This window comes from Micromonospora sp. NPDC047707 (assembly GCF_040704235.1).
Lineage (GTDB): Bacteria > Actinomycetota > Actinomycetes > Mycobacteriales > Micromonosporaceae > Micromonospora.
On record NZ_JBEYSU010000009.1, the window covers coordinates 156,631 to 174,011 of the forward strand.

Here is a 17,381-nt window from a genome sequence, read left to right on the forward strand (position 1 = left end):
GGTTCTCCGAGGCGGCGATTGCTGGTTGGACCGGTCAACGAGCGGCGCATGAGCCGAAGAGCTCGCCATGTTCGCTGAACGTCTCGTTGGCGTAGACCGAGAAGGCCGGAGCCGTTGAGCCCGTGAGCATACCTACTAATTAGTAACCTTCACCTCCTTTCGCGCCATCACGTTCTTCTGGCGAGAGGGTTTAGGCCGAGCTATACTCAACCCGTGCCCCAACAACCTCAAGGAACTGCGTCCGAGGTCAGGGCGCGACGTCGCGATCCGCATCCTGTTCGTCTTCGATCCCTGGTCACAGGCGGTGCTGTTGGTGGCCGGCAACAAGGCTGGCGACTGGACGCGGTGGTACGACGGAGCGATTCCGGTCGCTGAGGTTGCGTACGAAGGCTGGCTCGCTGTGGAACGGAAAAGGAGGGAGGGTTGATGAGCGACTTCCACGACTGGAACGACGTCCGCGCCGAGTTGCATGACGGGGACGACGATGCGCTTGATGCGGAACGTGCCCGAACCGAGGCGTGGATCAGTGCGTTCCACCTTGCCGAGGAGCGCAAGCGGCTTGGGCTCACGCAGCGCCAGGTGGCCGAACTGATGGGGGTCACCCCCGGCCGGGTCAGCCAAATCGAGAACGGTGATCTAGACGCCAACGAGGTGGCTACGCTCAGCCGGTACGCAAGCGCCCTCGGTGCCCGTATGCGGATCATCTTTGACTACGGCAACGACCTTCGCCAGATCGCCTGAGCTGCGGGCAGCAGCAAGTGGCTGCCTGCGACGACGTTCCAGGAACCGTAGGGGCAACGGGTCGCCAACCAACGTGAGCGGCGGCCGGAAACCCGCGTGGGCCGACGCGGTTGAGGCGGTGGCGACCGACTCGATTCAGCAACGGGCGTCATCGGTTACGACCGGGTACCGCTGTTCGGGCGGCGGCATGGTCGCGAATTCGGGAAGGGGCTTGAACGACTCGGTCTCTCGGTCGTCAACGTCGGCGAACCGCACCGGCGGTTCGGCGGCCGGGCCGGGAGTCGTTGGCCACGCCCAACGCCCATGAGCTGGGCAAATTCAGTGGTAGCGGGTCACCGGCGATCGTGGCGGCCCGGTTCGCATGGTGGTACCTCCGCCCCACTCCATGACGTGATCTCGCTGCTGACCTGCTCTTTAGCGGTTCGGGTCACCGCAGGGCTCATCGCGTAGGTGGCGGTGCGCGAACCGCATGGACGGACCGCATGGGTGCGGTTCGGCCCGCCGGACGGGGCCGTTCCGCGTCGCGTTTAGCCGACACCAGCGCCGCGCTTCCTCAATCTGACGAGACCGATGGCGGGCAGCCAGGAGCCGGGGCTGCCCGAGGTGGGCGAAGGTCTTGTCTCGCCGGGCCGGACGTTCGCCGCCGTCGACCGGATGGCGGTTGTCCTGGTCGCTCCTGTAGGCGTCTGCCCTGCGCGACGGCACCGAAGGATGGCGATGTTACCTCGATCGACGGGCAGCCATCGATCGGCTCGATTGAGCGTCACTGTAATCTACCACGCCACGGACCTGGTAAATACGATCACCCAGAACGGAACGGAACGGCCACCGACTACACCCTCGACGTGACAGGCGAGCGGATCCGTTCCTGGAGTGACAACGCCAGCGGCACCGCTGAGCACCGGACTCACCACTACAGCGGAGACGAAGACAGCCCGTCTTGGCCCCAGGAGACGTTCAAATACCTGGTTGACAAGCCTAAACCGTACCTGTCGCGAGCGTTCTGGTGGACGGTTGGCAAGGCAAAGATATTGACCTCCAACGAACGGGTAAAGCGGGGACTGGAGTGCGGGTGGTCATTCCATAGGCTCATTAGCAACATGCGTGTCAGCGGCTACGCCGGTAAGATCGCCGCATTCATTGCCGGTTTCATATTCGGCGCGATATCAAAGTGGCGTTGTATGCCGAAGGGTAGGTACACATGACGACGGGGGACGCTGATCCGCCGGTCGGTGACGAGGTCGCCGACGTGCTGCGAGCCGCCTACTACTACGCGCTTGCCGACGGCCATCATGTGGTGGATCCGGGCCACTTGCTGATCGCGGCGGCACGCAACGACGACCGGGCCGGTCGTGTGCTTGGTCGGCGGATCGCCGATGTCCGCGCGACGATGCCGCAGCGGGGGGTTCCGGACACGGCTGACGACGCAGGGCCCACCCAAGGCGGTTATGCCGGGGCGTTGCGAGAAGCCCGCTGGTGGGTACGTCGAGCGAACCCGGCCGCTGCGCAGGATGGTGTGCCGGTGTGGTCCGGCGCGGTTGATGCGGCGCTTGCCCGGGCCGCCGGGGCAGCTCGGGCGGCTGGGGTGACACGGCTTGGCATACCCCACCTGCTGCTCGGGTTGCTCACCTCAGCGGACCCGACGGTCGCCGCACTGGCCGACCGTGTTGATCTGGACATAGCCGTTGTCCGACGGCATGTCGAGGCCGTTGACCTTACCGCCGAGCCCGCGCCGTTCGCCCCACTGGTCGATCCGCTGCGGGCCTTCGGGGCTGCTCAGAGCCGCGGCCCCTGGCCAATTCGGTGGATCCCAGCGCTGATGGACCGCTTCACAGGGCGACAGGACAAGTGGGGCGGGCCGGTCCTGGCTTGCTTGGAACGCGAGGTTATGCGCCAGGCTGTCGTTACTGGGCACGATATCGTCCAAAGCAGCTGCGTGCTGCTCGCGACCGTCAGCCTGGACGTACAACTGGAGGCTGTTGGCGAGCGGCTGCGGGCACAGTACCTGCCGCACAACCAGGGCGGCGGACTGCTCATCGAAGCCGGTCTCGATTTCGCGAAGGCACAGTCGGTGGCCGAGTCGCTTGCCGAGGTCGAGATGGAGACGCTACCCACCAACGAATCCTCAGCCCGTTTCTGGGACACCGGCAAGCCCGGAGACCCGTCCTGGAGTACTGCGGCGGCTAGCGCCATGGACCAGGCAACCAGCATTGGACGGCAACACGGGCGCCACGATGCTGGGACAACCCATCTCCTCGCCGCAGCGCTCACAGAAGACAGCGCAGCTGCGCGGCTTCTTGCGAACCTGGGGCTCGACAGCGAGGAAATCCGCTATAGGGCGAGTCAGAGCATCACGCAGTGATGATCGACGGGAACGGTGCCTGTTTCGGCGAGTCGCGGACAGGCGCCGTTCCTGCGGTAAGTCCCGGAAGGACTGCGCGAAGATCTGTCCCGCCTCGCGTTGAATGACGTTCCGGATCGGATCAGGCTGGCGGCTCTGCTGCGGCGAGCAGCGGTGAGTCGGTCAGGGCATGCGTCGGCGTACGGCCGTTAGCGTCACGGTCGGCCCCTTAGCTGCGGGAATGCGGTTCGGGTTCTGCCGCATCCGGTCCACCGAAACGGACACCCAAACGGGGGTCAAGGGGCAGCGGCGCTTACCACAAGCCGGATCTGTTGATCCACATCGTGTGGCACGGTTTCCGTGCATGGCGTACCTGTCGCCTTCCGCCAGAGCGGGGCGTCGTAGGTTGGCACGGTGCAGTCCCTCGCCGCTTACCTTCGCACCCTGACCCAGGAGCAGCTCACCAGTGTGGTCGCGAATCGTCGTGATGCGACCCTCGAGCCTGCGCCGACGACCGCCGACCAGCTCGCCGTACGGCTGCTGCACCCGTCGTCGATGGCGGCTGCCTGTGCGTTGCTTACTCTGCCGCAGCTGCAGGTGGGGGAGGCCGCCGCGGCGCTGGGCGACGGGTGCACCACCGCGCGGCTGGCGACGCTGTTGGGCGTACCGGAAAGCGACGCGGACCTGGCCGCCGCGCTGCGCCGGCTCACCGAGCTCGCCCTGATCTGGCCGTACGCCGATGGCTTCGCGGCGGCACATCTGAGCCCGTTGTGGCCGCACCCGCTGAACCTTGGACCCGGCGCCGCCGAGCTGCTCGTCGCCCGGAACATGAGCGAGCTGCGCAGGCTGGCCAAGGTGTACGGCATCCCCGTGACGGGCCGCGGCAAGGACGAGTTGATCGGTGCGCTGGTCGGCTGGCTGGCGCGGCCGGAGAACGTGCGCCGGCTCGTGGCGCAGGCCCCCGCCGACCTTCGCGGCCGGCTCGCCGCGCTCGCCTTGCGGCCGGCGCAGCCCTTCGATGCGCGAGGGATCATGTTCGGCTCGGCCGGGGTGGCGCTGCCGTGGGCCGCCGAGCGTGGGCTGGTCATCGGCTCCGCATGGGGGGTCGAGGAGATGCCCCGCGAGGTCGCCCTCGCGCTGCGGGAGGGCTACGTCGCTGCGTTCGACCCGCGGCCACCGGCCGTGCCTACCACCCCGGTCGAGCCAAAGGACGCCGAACGGGAGGCCGCAGCCGCCGCCTCGGAGACCCTCGCCGCAATCACCGCGGTCGGCGGAAGCATGAGCGGCGGCCCGGTGCCCCTGCTCAAAACGGGCGGGCTCGGCGTACGCGAACTCCGGCGGATCGCCAAGTCGTCCGGCCAGGATGAGGATCGTATTCGTCTGACCATCGAACTGCTCGCTGCGGGCGGCCTCACCGACGCCTCGGACGCCGGTCTGGCCCCCTCGGTGGCCTATGACGAGTTCGCCGCCGCCGAACCCGCGGATCAGCTGCTGGCAATCGTCGACACCTGGTTGACGATGCCCGCGTGCCCGCTCGCCCCGGCCGACTCCACCGCAGTCTCCTCCCGTGTCCTCTACTGGGACGAGGGCGAGGAGATGATTTTGACGGGTCTGCGCGCCCTGACGTTGCGCACCGTCGTCGACGTCCTACCCGAAGGGCACGCCACCGACCCCGGCACGCTCGCCGACCGGCTGGCCTGGCAGAGCCCTGTCCTGACCGACCAGGCCGATGAGGATCTGCAACGATACGTCACCGGCATCTGGCGGGAAGCCCACCGGCTCGGTCTGCTCGCTCACGGAACAGCGACCAGGCTCTGCCGTAGCCTGCTCGCCGGTGACGCCGAGGCTACTCACCGGCACGCTCAGGCCATGCTGCCCCGATCCTGCGGCACGGTCCTGTTGCAGAACGACCTCACCGCGGTGGTGACCGGCACCCCGTCGGCCAACCTGCTGGCTCTGCTGGACAGCGCGGCCACGCCAGAGTCCCGCAGTGGCGCCTGGACCTGGCGTTTCTCGCCGGCCAGCATCCGCAGCGCACTCGACGCCGGAACCACCCCGGCGGATCTGCTGGCCCGGATCACCGAGGTGGCCGAAGGCGGCCGCGTGCCGCAGACACTCACCTACCTGATCAACGACGTAGCCCGCCGATACGGCCGCGTTCAGGTCCGCCCAGCCGGCTGCTGCCTGCGCAGCGACGACGAAACCCTGCTCACCGAGATCCTCAACACCCGCTCGCTGCAGGCCCTGCACCTGGTCCGGCTCGCCCCGACCGTGCTCGCCAGCGCAAAGTCGCAGGCCGAAACCCTGGCCACACTGCGCGCCGCCGGCCACGCCCCGGCCGCCCTCCGCCTCGACGGCAGCCCAGCGATCGAGATCCCGCAACGACGCAGCGCCGATCCACCGCCCACCGAGCCGGACAGCGGTGACATGTTCCCGCTGCCACGCCTGAGGGACCCGGCCGACGTCGCACGGACTCTGCTCGACAACCGCTGACCCTGCCACCGGACGACCTCGAAGCAGTCTGAGCCGTTTTCCGGCCCGGTCCTAGCTGCAGCTAGGCTGCCGCCTTCGGTTCACCACGGTGTCTGACCTGCTGTTTCTCGAGTGTGACGCAGAACTGTGAGCCGACCAGCGAGGCTCGGGACGGGACGGGTCCGGCGCTTAGGCCGGGCGCCGCCACCGTTCGAGAACCCGGTCGATGTCGTCCCAGACCCGCTCCCGGGCCTGCTCCCGTGGCACACCGGCCATCAGCAGCTCGTCGTACGCGGTGTCCTCGTGCCGAGCCGGCTGGCCTGTTTGGCACGACGGGTCAGCGCCGCGTCCCCGGCTGGCAGGAACACCAGGTGATCGAGGTCAACGCAGGTGAGGCACGCCGTCCCGGCGTCCAATGTGGGATCGCCGGCAGCGGTGAAGCGCAGCGGCCGCCGGTCGCGGGTGGCGGCGAGGTAATTGACCTGGCTGGGGCGCAGGCCACGGCTGGCCACCCAGCGGCGGAACACCTCCAGCGCGTCGGCGAGCCGGTCGGCCGACACCGCCGCGGCCGCTTCCAGGTACGGCGCCCGGCCCTGCCGCCAGTCCGTCACCAGCCCGAGTGGCACCCAGCCCATCCCGGTCAGCACGTCGAGTGGGCTCACGTAACGCTGGCGCCTCAACGCCTGCTCGGCAGCGCTCACCACCCCGCGCTCCAGCTTCGAGGCGGGCTGCATGAACGGCAGTCTACCCGGCTGCTACGCTCCGCCGGTCGGCAGCGACGCCCGCGGACAGTCTTCCCTCCAGTCTGCTGATCTGCCGTCATCACTACCGATCCTTGCGCTTTGACCTCGGCGAACACACCCGATGTGGGTCGCCGACGATGAGGCGTACCTGGTTCGCACCGTGATGCCTCTGGCCCACCTTGTTGATCTTCCATGCGGACCAGCCCGCCGCGACCCGTGACGGCTTGCCGGGTGTTCCTTGCGGGCTGTGGCTGGCCGCGAATCCACCTCCCGGTGTACCAGCGTCAGGGGTGTGAGGAAGCGTGCTGCCAGGTATGAGCCACTGACGGTGGCCTGCCTGGGTGCCCTGCTCGTCGGAGCCGACGAGACGCGACGGTGGCGGTTGGTGGCGGTTGGTGGCGGTTGGTGGCGGAGTTCCTGGAGGAGTACCGCTGGGAACCGCCCGAGATGCGCGCTGTTCTGCTCGACCAGGAACCATCGCCCGACCGGGGAAGAGCACTGGGACACGTATTCCTCGCAGCATTGACGGAGCATCTGGCGGCCAAGGACGGGCGCGGTGCGCCGTCGTGGGTCGAGACGCGGTCGCTGCGGCGTGTGGTCGCGGATCTGTACGTCCTCCGTGGGGCTGCGAGGGCCCTGGCCTACGACGCACGGCGGGCGACTCGTGACATCGATGCCGTGTTCCAGCCGCACGGGGTCGTGCTCGACGAGGCCCGAGCAGTCGCCGACGAGCTCGGCCTGCCGCAGTGGTGGCTCAACGAGCCGGCGAGTGCCTACGTCGCTCCCGGCGGCGACGCTACAGCTCCTCGCGTCTTCGATCATCCGGGCCTGCGGGTCGCGGCGGCGTCTGCGGAACACCTGTTGGCCATGAAGGTGCTCGCCGCACGCGTACAGGGCATCGCCCTGGGCCGCCTCGGACCAGTCGATCACGCCGGTGATCTCGTCACCGTCGACGAACACGTGGGTGATCTGCAGGTCGCCGTGGATGAACACCAGTTTCCACGGCCGGAGCGCAGCCTCGGCAACCTGGCGGTTGCGGGTGACCAGGTCGGTGGGAAGGACACCGTTCGTGACGAGCCACTCGCATTCGCCGTCGAGGCGCGACGCGATCTCGTCGAGGCGCCGACCGGGCCATGGCGGCAGGGGCGCGTCGTGCAGCGTCCGCGCGGCCGCACCCGCCGCGGCCGAGGCCGCCGACGACGCGTGTGATCAGCGTCGATCTTCAGGAACACGTCGCCGACGCGCAGGGTCGCCCGCTCGTCATGGGCGACGACGACCTTGACCTCTTCCACGTCGGCCATTGTCGCGGATCGATCATCGGCGTCACCGCGGGTTGTCGCGTGCGACGGCGGGCTGATCGCGTCCGCTGCCCGGCGGCCTCCTGCGCGACACCGACCACTGGTTCAGGCTACGAGCAGGCGGAGACCAAGCTCTGCCGTGTCGAGGGCGACGAGGTCGCGGTTGCGCTCGGCCCACCGGCCTGAGGAAAGGTCTCCGCGGAGTGTGCTGACTGCCCGTTGCTCAGCCTGCGGTCCGACTCTGGTCCATACCGAAACCGCGCGGCGTACCTGTTCGTCCAGGTACGCCTCAGGCCGGCGCCAGTGTGCCTCGAAGAAGCCGTCAGCGCAGTCCCATGGGACGAGCATCGGCTCCGCGCGTCCTCCGATTGCGCGGGTCAGGTCGGCGAGGGACGGCCAGCCGACGAGGAGGTCTGCGAACTCAGGTAAGTAGTCGCGGGTGAGCCAGAACCGCTGACGCCAGCCGGTGTCATCGGCGTCGTACGTGAACACCACCACGCGGCGGGCCACCCGCCGCATTTCACGCAGCCCGGCGACCGGGTCCGGCCAGTGATGGACGGTGCTGACCGCCATCGCGGCGTCGAAGGACTGGTCCTCGAACGGCAGACTCTCCGCGGCGGCGGCGACGCACGGCGCCGCACCTACGGGACGCTGCGCCCGCATGACCGCTGACGGTTCAACCGCCGTGACGTCGCGGTCGGGTGGTTCGTAGGAGCCGGTGCCAGCCCCGACGTTCAGCACCGTACGTGCGTCTCCCAGGGCGTCCCAGATGCGCGCGGCGATCCGTGGCTCGGTTCGCCGGGTCGCTGGGTAAGCGGATCCGATGGCGTCGTACAACTGCGCGCCGAACACCTTCAGCTGCTCCTCCGGTGTCGTCCTGATTCCCACTGCGCGTGCCTCCAGTTCCCTGTCTATGGCCGTCACCATGGCAGCAGCGCGGTCGCGCTGGTCCATCAGCAGGCCGCGCAGTCGGCACAGGTGGGCGACCGCGTCGGTGGTCGGGTCGTCAACCAGATCCGCGATCTCCCGCAACCCGAAGCCGAGCCGCCGGTAGGCGAGCACCTCCCGGAGTCGCTCCACGTCGTCCGCGGAGTAGGCCCGGTGCCCAGCCGCCGTCCGCGTGGACGGCTCCAGGAGGCCGATCTCGTCATAGTGATGCAGTGTGCGGACGCTGACGCCGGCCAACCCCGCCACACGCCCCACGGTCAGGTGCTCCTCCACGCCACCGACTATGTGGCATGACGCCGCGTGAGGAGCAAGCGCTTCGCTGCTGGCATGACCGATTCGCGGATCGGATCAGTCGGGCGGCGCTGCGGCGGGCGACCAGGGATGAGCCGGACCGCGCCGCCGCAAAGTGGTAGTAGCGCCAATGAGTTTGTTGTGGAAACCTATTGGCATGACTTCAGACGCGGTTTCCTGCCGGCGGTGATCCCCGCCGGCTGCTGGCCGATGCGCGCGACCTCGCGCGCCGGGTTCGTCTTGCCCAGCGGGTGACGTGGTTGCCGCTGCTGGTGCTGGCCGTGGTGACGTTCGGGGCGATCCTGGTGTACCGGTTCAGCCAGCCGGTCCTCAGCGACTGCCGGGCGGCGCAGAACGGTCAGGTGGTGTGCAAGGGCTGGTACCAGGCCGCGCAGTTCTACTGGTGGGCGGCGCTGTTGCTGGCGTACGTGGTGATCGCCGGCGGGTACCTGCGGGTCGCCCGGGCCCGGGGACTGGGCACCCGGGTGCTGCCGTATGTGCTCACCGGCGTCGCGCTCGTCGCGCTGTCCGCCGCCGCTACGGCGGTTCTGATCCACCTCGACCCGCTGACGTTCCCGGACGAGCCCTCCGCCGCTGTCCAGTTGCTGCTCCGGCTGCTCGATCCCACCGGCGCAATCGGGTTGGCCCTGCTGGCACTGGCCTGGCTGGAGCGGCGCGTCGCGCTGCTGTTGTTCGCTCTCGGATACCTGGCGGCGGTGCTGGTGCCGATCGACTTCGGGTGGGGGTCGGCTGGGGGCAACACTGGGCCTTCGCACCGCAGCTGGTGATCAACGGCGGCCTGCTGCTGCTGGGCAGCGCCGGCTTCGCGCTGGCGTCACGGCTGCGGCGGCCCCGGTGACCGGCCCTGCCGACACCCCCGAGACGGACGAGGCCGGGACCCCGCATCCCGCCACCGGCCTCGACGACGTGGTGCACCAGCGGGTACGGCTGGGCATCCTCACCATCGCGCACGAGGCACGCCGGGTCGAGTTCGGCTACCTGCGCACCCAACTGGAGCTAACCGCCGGCAACCTCTCCCAGCACCTCAGCGTGCTGGAGACGGCCGGCCTGATCGAGGTCGAGAAGGGCTACACCGGACGGCGCGGCCGAACCTGGATCACCCTCACCGCCGCCGGCCGCACCGCCCTCGCCGACGAGATCGGGCGACTGAAGCTGCTCATCGCACGGGTCGAAACCACCGCCACCCCGAAGGACCGATGACCACCGCACTGACCCGCCGACACCTGCTTGCAGCCACGCTCGCAACCGGCATCGTCGGGATGAGCGACGAGGACCTCGCCGGCTGGGTCGGCACCCTCGACCCGGCACGGGCGGTGCGGATCCAGCAGGCGTACCCGCTCGCGTTCTTCGACCTGAACCTACGCCACCGGCGGCGGCGCCTGCTCGAAGGCCCGAACCCGGCCTTCCCGGAGGTGCGGTTCATCGCCTGACGCGACCGCCTCTTGAATCGCTGCCACGCGGACCGGTAGCGGAGCTGCCGGAACGTCGACGAGGTCGAATCCGACCTCGCGGTAGGCGAGTTCATGGACTCTCTCGAAGGCGAGCGAGTCGTGGAAGCTGATCCGACGAGCGGCGGTGGCCTGGACGAAACCCTGATGTCGTACGAAGAAGACTGTCTGCTCATACCAACGCTCACCCACCAGGCGCTCGATCTCTTCGAGCAGGTGACGCGGTGCCTTCAGATCGAGGTAGCGGCACAGTGCCAAGGTGCAGACCGGTGACCGGTCGAAGAACACGACGTCACCGGCGTCCGCCTTGGCCGCGAGCTGTCTCTTCCGCTGGAGATTCAACACGCGGTCGGCGAAGTCGGGCTCTCGCCACGGCTCTGGCTGGCCGAGTGCCTGCCGCAGGGCGATGACGTCCGTCGCCGCCTCCTCGACCACGGCGTGGCCGTCGATCTCCAGCTGGCGCAGGATCGCTGTCTTGCCGGACCCTGGGGCGCCGGTGAGGATGTAGGCGGGCATGGGCTCTCCGATAACCGGACATGCGGGAAGCAACTGCAGGACCGCTGATCGATCCGACGCCAAGCGGCGAAGCGGATGCGGCACCAGGTGCACCGAGAGTTGGACTCGATCGGCGCGGCGCCACCGGCAGGCTATCGCAGCGGCAGCGCCACGTCGAAGTGCGAGGTGGCGGTCATCCGGCCCGTCGGGTGGTCGATCGTCGCCGGTCGGGGGTTTCCTGCAGCCTCCGGGCGATCTGTTCGACGGCGATGAGGTCTTCCGGGGTGAGCCGGTCGATGAAGTGGTGTCGTACTGACTCGACGTGGGCCGGTGCGGCGTTGTCGAGTGTGTCCAGGCCGTGCGCGGTGAGTACGAGAAGGCAGCCTCTGCCGTCGGTCGGGTCGGGTTCGCGCCGCAGGAGACCGCGCGCTTCCATCCGGGTGGCGTGCCGGGACAGCCGACTGCGTGACCAGCCCATCTTGTCGGCCTGTTCCCCCAGGGTGCTGGTGTGGTCGGGCCGCTCCGACAGCGTGCTGAGTACTTCGTAGTCGGGTTCGGAGAGGCCGATCGCGGCCAGGTCGCGCGCCGTGCCGGTCCGAACGGCGACCATCACGCGCAGGAATGCCCGCCACGCCCGCTCCTCGTCGGGGTTCAACCACCGCACGCTGCTGGCAGGCCGTCTCGTTGACATGTAATCAACCTAGCATCTAGGCTTCGTTTCCATGTCAACGAAATCGACGCGTGTCCTGGTGCTCACGTGCAGCACCCGCCCCGGTGCCCTCGGCCCCGCAGTGGGACAGTGGCTGATCGAGACGATCACCCCTTCTGCCGCCCGACTCGGCGTCGAGCTTGTGCCGGTGGCCCTCGGCGATCTGAACCTGCCGTTCCTGAACGAAGAGGAACACCCGTCGTCGGGTGTCTACCGGCATGAGCACACACGTCGGTGGAGCGCGATCGTCGACGCGGCGGACGGGTTCATCGTGGTCACGCCGGAGTACAACTACGGGATGCCAGCGACCCTGAAGAACGCGCTGGACTACCTCAGCCGCGAATGGGCGTGGAAGCCGATCGGCTTCGTCAGCTACGGCAACACGTCGGCCGGCACTCGGTCGGTTCAGCACGCCAAGCAGGTGGTGACCACGCTGCGCCTGGTTCCGTTGGGCGCCACGGTCGCGATCCGCATCGGCGACGCCACGGAGAATGGGCGGCTGCGGCCCGACGCGGCCCGCGACACGGCGGGTGTCGGCCTGCTGGACGAACTGGTCCGGGTCGCCCACGCCCTGCGGCCGATGCGCGAGCGCGCACGGGCCGGGGCCCTGTCCGGACCGTTGCCAGGGTCCTACGCGAGACCGCTGACCCCTGACGACGCGGCCGAGGTCACTGTGCTGCAGCGGTGTTGCTGGGTGGACGAGGCCGTCGTCAACGACACCACGGCCATACCGGCCCTGCACGAGTCGCTGCAGGAGGTGCGTGACTGGCTGGCGGCCTGGCGCACCACAGGCACCTGGCTGGACGGCCGGCTGCTGGGCATGGTGCGGGCCCGTCGCGTCGACACCGACTGGCACGTGGGCAGGCTCGCCGTCGTGCCCGACCTGCGCGGCCAAGGGCTGGGCCGATGGCTGCTGCGCAGGGCCGAAGCCGCCGCCCAACCGGATTGCCGCCGCATCCTGCTGTACACCGGCGCCAAGAGCCAGCGGAACATCGACCTCTATCACAGCGAGGGCTATCAGTCGATGCCACTCGTCGGCCCTGACGGAACCGCCTGCCTCACCAAGGGCCTACCCGTTGGGCAGCGTTGACGCTTCCGGTCCATGAACCCGGCTAGCGGCCGATCTTGTCCAGCTCGGCGAGGTCGTCGTCGGAGAGGGAAAGCCCCGCGCCCGCGATGTTCTCGCGTAGGTGCGGCACGGACGAGGTGCCGGGAATCAGCAGGATGTTCGCCGAGCGCTGTAGCAGCCAGGCCAGGGCGACAGACATCGGTGTCGCGTCCAGCCGGGCGGCCACGGTCGAGAGCGCCGAGGACTGCAGCGGGCTGAAGCCGCCGAGCGGGAAGAAGGGCACGTAGGCGATGCCCTGGTTGGCGAGCGCGTCGATCAGTTCGTCGTCTTGTCGGTACGCGAGGTTGTACATGTTCTGCACGCAGACGATCGGCGCGATCGTCTGCGCCTCGGCGACCTGTTCCGGCGTCGCGTTGCTCACCCCGAGGTGCCGGATCAGGCCCTGCTGCTGAAGTTCGACGAGCGTCTCGAGCGCCTCGGCTACCGAGCCGGACTGGGGTCCCTCGGCATTGCCGAGCCGGAGGTTGACCAAGTCGAGCACGTCGGAACCGAGGTTCTCCAGATTCCTGTGCACGGACCGGCGCAGGCTTTCCGGGTCGCGGGCCGGGGGCCAGCCGCCCTGCTGGTCGCGGTTCGCGCCGACCTTGGTCACGATGCGCAGCGAGTCGGGGTACGGGTGCAGCGCTTCCCGGATCAGCTGGTTGGTGACGTGGGGCCCGTAGGCGTCGGCGGTGTCGATGTGGGTGATGCCGAGTTCGACGGCCTCGCGGAGGACGGCGAGTGCGCCGTCGTGGTCGGCCGGAGGTCCCATGACCCCGGGGCCGGCGAGCTGCATGGCGCCGTAGCCGAACCGGGTGACGGTCAGGTCCCCCAGCGTCCAGGTGCCACCGGGAAGGGAAGTGAAGGCCATGCTGATACCTCTGGCTTTCGTGTCGCGTTGAACGGTTCTGGTGCATCGCGGGTGCGCGTCTAACTGTCAGGGTGTAACTTCCTTTTCGGAAGTAGGCACCTCAAGGTTCGTAACGCACCCAGCCTGGCGAAGAGGTCCGTATGGCAACGACGACAGCGGCGCAGAAGAGGGCGCAGGCCAAGGTGGAGTATGACGCTTTCTTGGCGCAATGTCCTAGTCGCGAGCTGCTCGATCGAATCGCGGACAAGTGGGTTACGTTGGTGCTTGCTGCGCTGGGCAGCGACGGCTCACATCAGTTCGGCGCCGACTGCGCCGGTGAACCCCGGTCGATGCGGTACTCGGAGCTGTCGCGTCTGCTGGCCGGCGTCAGCCAGAAGATGCTGACTCAGACGCTGCGCTCCCTGGAACGCGATGGTCTGATCACCCGAACTGTGGTGCCGACCGTGCCCGTCACGGTCACCTACGAGCTGACCGACCTCGGTCTCTCCCTGCACCAGATGATGCGCGGCTTGAAAGCCTGGGCCGAAATGCACATGGACGACGTGCTCGCCAACCGCGCGACGTACGACGACCACGCTGCCTGAGCCCGGCGGACACGACGTCACCCCAGCCCTCTGCCCGCATCGAGCGGCCATGGGGTGTGTCGACGCGCGGGTCGAGCCCGCGCCTGTGGAGTGGCCTGCCTCACACGGTGTCAGGACGATCGGTCACGCGGTGTCTTGAGGCCGAACCCCTGGAGACGGAGGAGCCACTATGACTGGGAACGTCGAGGTGGTCGTGGCCGGCGGCGGGTACGCCGGTGTCATGGCGGCCAATCGCCTCACGCAGCGCGATGGCGTCACAGTGACCCTGGTCAACCCGCGCCCGACCTTCGTCGAGCGGATCCGCCTGCACCAACTGGTGGGCGGGTCCGACGACGCGGTCGTCGACTACCAGGAAGTCCTGGGCGAGGGCGTCCGGCTGGTGGTCGACACGGTGACCCGGATCGACGCGGCCGAGCGCAGCGTGACGTTGGCGGCCGGCGGCACGGTCGGCTACGACTACCTGATCTATGCGGTGGGCAGTGGCAGCGCCGACCCGGGCGTGCCCGGAGCGGCCGAGTTCGCCTACCCGATTGCCAGCCTGGAGGAGGCGCAGCGGCTGCGGCCGGTCGTCGCCGCTCTATCGGGAACGGCCTCGGTGACGGTGGTCGGAGCCGGTCCGACGGGCATCGAGACCGCCGCCGAACTGGCGGAGGCTGGCCGTACCGTGACCCTGGTCTGCGGCGGGGTGCTCGGCCCTTACCTGCATCCGCGGGGGCGACGCTCGGTCGCCAAGCGGCTGGCCCGGCTCGGTGTGGCCGTGGTCGACGGCCCCGGCGCGAAGGTGACGGCCGTGACACGCGATGCCGTGCAGCTCGGTGACGGCCGCGAATTGCCGAGCACGGTGACCGTCTGGACCGCCGGTTTCGGCGTGCCGGACCTGGCCGGCCGCAGCGGGCTGAGCACCGATGCGCTGGGCCGCCTGCTCACCGATGAGACGTTGACGAGCGTGGACGACGTGCGCGTCGTCGCGGCCGGGGACTCGGCGGCACCGTCGGACCTGCCGTTCCGGATGAGCTGCCAGGCCGCGACGAGGATCGGCGCGCACGCCGCCGACACGGTGCTGGCCCGGATCGCGGGCGAGCAGCCGGCGCCCATCAACCTGGGGTTCTTCGGCCAGTGCATCAGCCTGGGGCGTCGCGCCGGAATCTTCCAGTTCGCCGCGAGGGACGACACCGCGAACGGGCTGTACGTCGGTGGCGGCCCGGGCGCGAAGCTCAAGGAGTTCGTCTGCAAGCACACCGTCAAGCATCTGGCGGACGAGGCACGCAAGCCCGGCTCGCTCACCTGGGTCAAGGACGACAAGCGCCAGGAGTTGCTGCGGGCCAGGCGTGGCGAGGCGCCGGCCACCCGCTGAACGGACGGCTGGGCCGCGCATCGGCGATCCCAGCTCGAACCGCCACCAACCACCGAGGGTGTCCCATCGGGGCTCCGCCCGTGCCGGATGGTCCCAGGACACCGGAGTCACCTACCCAAGGCAAGGAGGGACGGTATGAACCTCGCCCTGTGGATTGCCGCCGGACTGCTGGCAGCAGTCTCCCTGACCGGCGGCATCACCAAGACGTTCGTACCCAAGGAGAGACTGGCTGCGCTCAAGGGCGGAGAGTGGACCGGATACGCCAGCGTCGGCTTCATCAAGACCATCGGGGTCCTCGAGCTCCTGGCCGCGGTTGGCCTGATCCTGCCGGCCGTGCTCGACATCGCACCGTTCATGGTGCCGGTGACTGCCGTCTGCTGGGTGCTGCTCATGGTCGGCGCGATGATCATCCATGGCCGCCTTGGTCAGTTCACGTTGGTAATGGTGAACCTGGGCTACGTTGCGCTCGCAGCCTTCATCGCGTGGGGCCGCTTCGGCCTCGAGCCTTTCGCCGGCTGACGACGATGTGCCGCTGATGCCGGTTGAAGGCCTCCGGCAACCAGGGCCACCCGCGAAGAAGAAGGGTCGACACATGAGCCACGCCAGTGACCCGGCGACCGACACCTTCGTCGCCCACCGCAACCTGCTCTTCACCGTCGCGTACGAGATGCTCGGGTCGGCGGCCGACGCCGAAGACGTCCTGCAGGAAACCTGGTTACGGTGGATCAGGACCGACGCGGAGCACGTGCGCGACCAGCGGGCCTACCTGGTCCGGATCACCACCCGGCAGTCGCTCAACCGGCTGCGCACAATGAAGCGCCGCAAGGAGGCCTACGTCGGCCCCTGGCTGCCAGATCCGCTGCTCACCGCGCCGGACGTGGCCGAGGACGTAGAACTCGCCGAGAGCGTGTCGATGGGACTCATGATCGTCCTGGAGACTCTGTCGCCGACCGAGCGGGCCGTCTTCGTGCTGCGCGAGGCCTTCGATGTCAGCTACGACGAGATCGCGGCCGCCGTCGGCAAGAGCTCCGCGGCCGTCCATCAGATCGCGCACCGCGCCCGCCAGCACGTCGATGCTCGCCGCCCCCGCCAGGTGGTCTCCCCGAGCGAGACCCGGGCGGCTCTGGAAGCGTTCCGGCGCGCGGTCGAAACCAGGGACCTGCAGGGCCTGCTCGACGTGCTCGCCCCGGACGTCGTTCTGGTGGGCGACGGCGGCGGCGTCAAGCAGGCCGCGCTGCGACCGATCGTCGGCGCTGAGAAGGTGGCCCGTATGTTCTTCGGTGGTCTGGGCAAGGTCGAAGGCACGCTCACCGGTGAACCGACCGTGGTCAACGGCAACCCGGCGCTCCTCGTACGCTTGGACGGAGAACTCGACGGGGTCATGGCGATCCGTGTCGAGGACGCCCGTATCACCGGCGTCTACTACGTCCGTAACCCGGAGAAGCTGACCCGCGTCGAATCCGTGACCCCGCTCACCCTGCGATGAGAACGGGTGCCGGAACAGCCACCCGCGAATCAAGGTGCATCGCCGAGCCGAGCTGTTTCGGCGAGGGACACGTGTGGCAGACCCGGCTGTCGAAGCCGGCGGTCTGCCGCGTTCGACGGGCAGTGGCGCACGACACGGCGGTCGCGCGGTGCCGGCCGCCGCGATGGTGGCAACGGTGGCGGTAACGCCGCAACAATTGGGACCTGAGCAGCAACAACTGGTCCGGAGAGGGAGGGCGCCGTGCTTGAGGAGCGTGAGTCCGGGATGCGGTTCTCGGACGAGGAATTCGCGGCGCAGCGTGTCCAGCGGTTCGGCCGGTTGCCCGCCCAGATACGACCCGAGGATCACGTCGTACTGGTCGAGTCCAGCGCTCGCCCCGGCCGGCCGGCGGCGGCTGGTAGCGATGATGAGTGGGTGCTGCGCAACCCGTGCTTCTGACCGCCGGCCAGATCTGGGCCACCGCCGGCCGTG

Annotated in this window: 21 protein-coding genes; 14 read left to right on the forward strand and 7 right to left on the reverse strand. The window is 68.8% G+C overall.

The window, feature by feature from the left end; all coding sequences use genetic code 11:
- The first annotated feature begins 166 nt into the window (after positions 1 to 166).
- The 5 genes from AB0873_RS13185 to AB0873_RS13205 all read left to right on the forward strand — a co-directional run bounded on the left by AB0873_RS13185 (position 167) and on the right by AB0873_RS13205 (position 5,575).
- The gene (locus AB0873_RS13185; protein WP_366600002.1) at positions 167 to 427 is read left to right on the forward strand and encodes a type II toxin-antitoxin system RelE/ParE family toxin; all 261 of its coding nucleotides are present in this window, start codon (positions 167 to 169) and stop codon (positions 425 to 427) included.
- Complete coding sequence (locus tag AB0873_RS13190) at positions 427 to 741, forward strand: helix-turn-helix transcriptional regulator (protein WP_366599899.1); 315 nt, start codon at positions 427 to 429, stop codon at positions 739 to 741. The genes AB0873_RS13185 and AB0873_RS13190 overlap by 1 nt, the downstream gene beginning before the upstream one ends.
- Positions 742 to 1,586: 845 nt before the next feature.
- Entirely contained in the window at positions 1,587 to 1,946 is a 360-nt protein-coding gene (locus AB0873_RS13195; RefSeq protein ID WP_366599900.1) for a hypothetical protein, read from the forward strand.
- A complete protein-coding gene (locus tag AB0873_RS13200) occupies positions 1,943 to 3,103 on the forward strand; it encodes a Clp protease N-terminal domain-containing protein (RefSeq protein ID WP_366599901.1) in 1,161 nt (386 codons plus the stop codon). The genes AB0873_RS13195 and AB0873_RS13200 overlap by 4 nt, the downstream gene beginning before the upstream one ends.
- A gap of 393 nt (positions 3,104 to 3,496) precedes the next feature.
- Positions 3,497 to 5,575, forward strand: coding sequence for a helicase-associated domain-containing protein (locus AB0873_RS13205; protein WP_366599902.1), 2,079 nt, complete (start codon positions 3,497 to 3,499; stop codon positions 5,573 to 5,575).
- A 168-nt stretch (positions 5,576 to 5,743) separates the two neighbouring features.
- Here the strand turns inward: AB0873_RS13205 and AB0873_RS13210 are convergent, their stop codons facing one another.
- From AB0873_RS13210 to AB0873_RS13225, 4 genes are all read right to left on the reverse strand, one after another.
- On the reverse strand, positions 5,744 to 5,830 hold the full coding sequence (locus AB0873_RS13210; RefSeq protein WP_366600004.1) for a hypothetical protein: 87 nt from the start codon (positions 5,828 to 5,830) through the stop codon (positions 5,744 to 5,746).
- Entirely contained in the window at positions 5,830 to 6,288 is a 459-nt protein-coding gene (locus AB0873_RS13215) for a hypothetical protein (RefSeq protein WP_366599903.1), read from the reverse strand. Before AB0873_RS13215 ends, AB0873_RS13210 begins: the two co-directional genes overlap by 1 nt.
- A gap of 21 nt (positions 6,289 to 6,309) precedes the next feature.
- Positions 6,310 to 7,455 carry a phosphotransferase gene (locus tag AB0873_RS13220; RefSeq protein ID WP_366600005.1) on the reverse strand — a complete coding sequence of 382 codons (1,146 nt, stop codon included), beginning with the start codon at positions 7,453 to 7,455 and terminating at the stop codon, positions 6,310 to 6,312.
- A 245-nt stretch (positions 7,456 to 7,700) separates the two neighbouring features.
- Positions 7,701 to 8,816 (reverse strand): MerR family transcriptional regulator, encoded by a 1,116-nt coding sequence (locus tag AB0873_RS13225; RefSeq protein ID WP_366599904.1) that lies wholly within the window; start codon positions 8,814 to 8,816, stop codon positions 7,701 to 7,703.
- A 269-nt stretch (positions 8,817 to 9,085) separates the two neighbouring features.
- Between AB0873_RS13225 and AB0873_RS13230 the strand changes: the two genes are divergently transcribed.
- The 3 genes from AB0873_RS13230 to AB0873_RS13240 all read left to right on the forward strand — a co-directional run bounded on the left by AB0873_RS13230 (position 9,086) and on the right by AB0873_RS13240 (position 10,285).
- On the forward strand, positions 9,086 to 9,622 hold the full coding sequence (locus AB0873_RS13230) for a hypothetical protein (protein ID WP_366599905.1): 537 nt from the start codon (positions 9,086 to 9,088) through the stop codon (positions 9,620 to 9,622).
- Positions 9,623 to 9,689: 67 nt separating this feature from the next.
- Positions 9,690 to 10,055 carry a transcriptional regulator gene (locus tag AB0873_RS13235; RefSeq protein ID WP_366599906.1) on the forward strand — a complete coding sequence of 122 codons (366 nt, stop codon included), beginning with the start codon at positions 9,690 to 9,692 and terminating at the stop codon, positions 10,053 to 10,055.
- On the forward strand, positions 10,052 to 10,285 hold the full coding sequence (locus tag AB0873_RS13240; protein WP_366599907.1) for a hypothetical protein: 234 nt from the start codon (positions 10,052 to 10,054) through the stop codon (positions 10,283 to 10,285). The genes AB0873_RS13235 and AB0873_RS13240 overlap by 4 nt, the downstream gene beginning before the upstream one ends.
- Here the strand turns inward: AB0873_RS13240 and AB0873_RS13245 are convergent.
- Positions 10,214 to 10,819, reverse strand: a complete 606-nt coding sequence (locus AB0873_RS13245) for an AAA family ATPase (RefSeq protein ID WP_366599908.1) — start codon at positions 10,817 to 10,819, stop codon at positions 10,214 to 10,216. The genes AB0873_RS13240 and AB0873_RS13245 overlap by 72 nt on opposite strands.
- A 172-nt stretch (positions 10,820 to 10,991) precedes the next feature.
- Positions 10,992 to 11,489: a MarR family winged helix-turn-helix transcriptional regulator gene (locus AB0873_RS13250; RefSeq protein ID WP_366599910.1), complete on the reverse strand. Its 498-nt coding sequence runs from the start codon at positions 11,487 to 11,489 to the stop codon at positions 10,992 to 10,994.
- 31 nt (positions 11,490 to 11,520) lie between these two features.
- Here AB0873_RS13250 and AB0873_RS13255 point away from each other — a divergent pair, with 31 nt between their 5' ends.
- On the forward strand, positions 11,521 to 12,597 hold the full coding sequence (locus AB0873_RS13255; RefSeq protein WP_366599912.1) for a bifunctional NAD(P)H-dependent oxidoreductase/GNAT family N-acetyltransferase: 1,077 nt from the start codon (positions 11,521 to 11,523) through the stop codon (positions 12,595 to 12,597).
- Positions 12,598 to 12,619: 22 nt separating this feature from the next.
- On the opposite strand, the gene AB0873_RS13260 is transcribed toward AB0873_RS13255, so the two are convergent.
- A complete protein-coding gene (locus tag AB0873_RS13260; RefSeq protein ID WP_366599913.1) occupies positions 12,620 to 13,486 on the reverse strand; it encodes an aldo/keto reductase family oxidoreductase in 867 nt (288 codons plus the stop codon).
- A gap of 140 nt (positions 13,487 to 13,626) precedes the next feature.
- Here AB0873_RS13260 and AB0873_RS13265 point away from each other — a divergent pair, with 140 nt between their 5' ends.
- From AB0873_RS13265 to AB0873_RS13285, 5 genes are all read left to right on the forward strand, one after another.
- Positions 13,627 to 14,070, forward strand: a complete 444-nt coding sequence (locus AB0873_RS13265) for a helix-turn-helix domain-containing protein (protein ID WP_366599914.1) — start codon at positions 13,627 to 13,629, stop codon at positions 14,068 to 14,070.
- 169 nt (positions 14,071 to 14,239) lie between these two features.
- A complete protein-coding gene (locus AB0873_RS13270; RefSeq protein ID WP_366599915.1) occupies positions 14,240 to 15,424 on the forward strand; it encodes an FAD-dependent oxidoreductase in 1,185 nt (394 codons plus the stop codon).
- 135 nt (positions 15,425 to 15,559) lie between these two features.
- Complete coding sequence (locus tag AB0873_RS13275) at positions 15,560 to 15,943, forward strand: DoxX family protein (protein WP_366599916.1); 384 nt, start codon at positions 15,560 to 15,562, stop codon at positions 15,941 to 15,943.
- A 73-nt stretch (positions 15,944 to 16,016) separates the two neighbouring features.
- The gene (locus AB0873_RS13280; RefSeq protein ID WP_366599917.1) at positions 16,017 to 16,910 is read left to right on the forward strand and encodes an RNA polymerase sigma-70 factor; all 894 of its coding nucleotides are present in this window, start codon (positions 16,017 to 16,019) and stop codon (positions 16,908 to 16,910) included.
- Positions 16,911 to 17,150: 240 nt separating this feature from the next.
- Complete coding sequence (locus AB0873_RS13285; RefSeq protein ID WP_155330818.1) at positions 17,151 to 17,348, forward strand: hypothetical protein; 198 nt, start codon at positions 17,151 to 17,153, stop codon at positions 17,346 to 17,348.
- Positions 17,349 to 17,381: the final 33 nt, after the last annotated feature.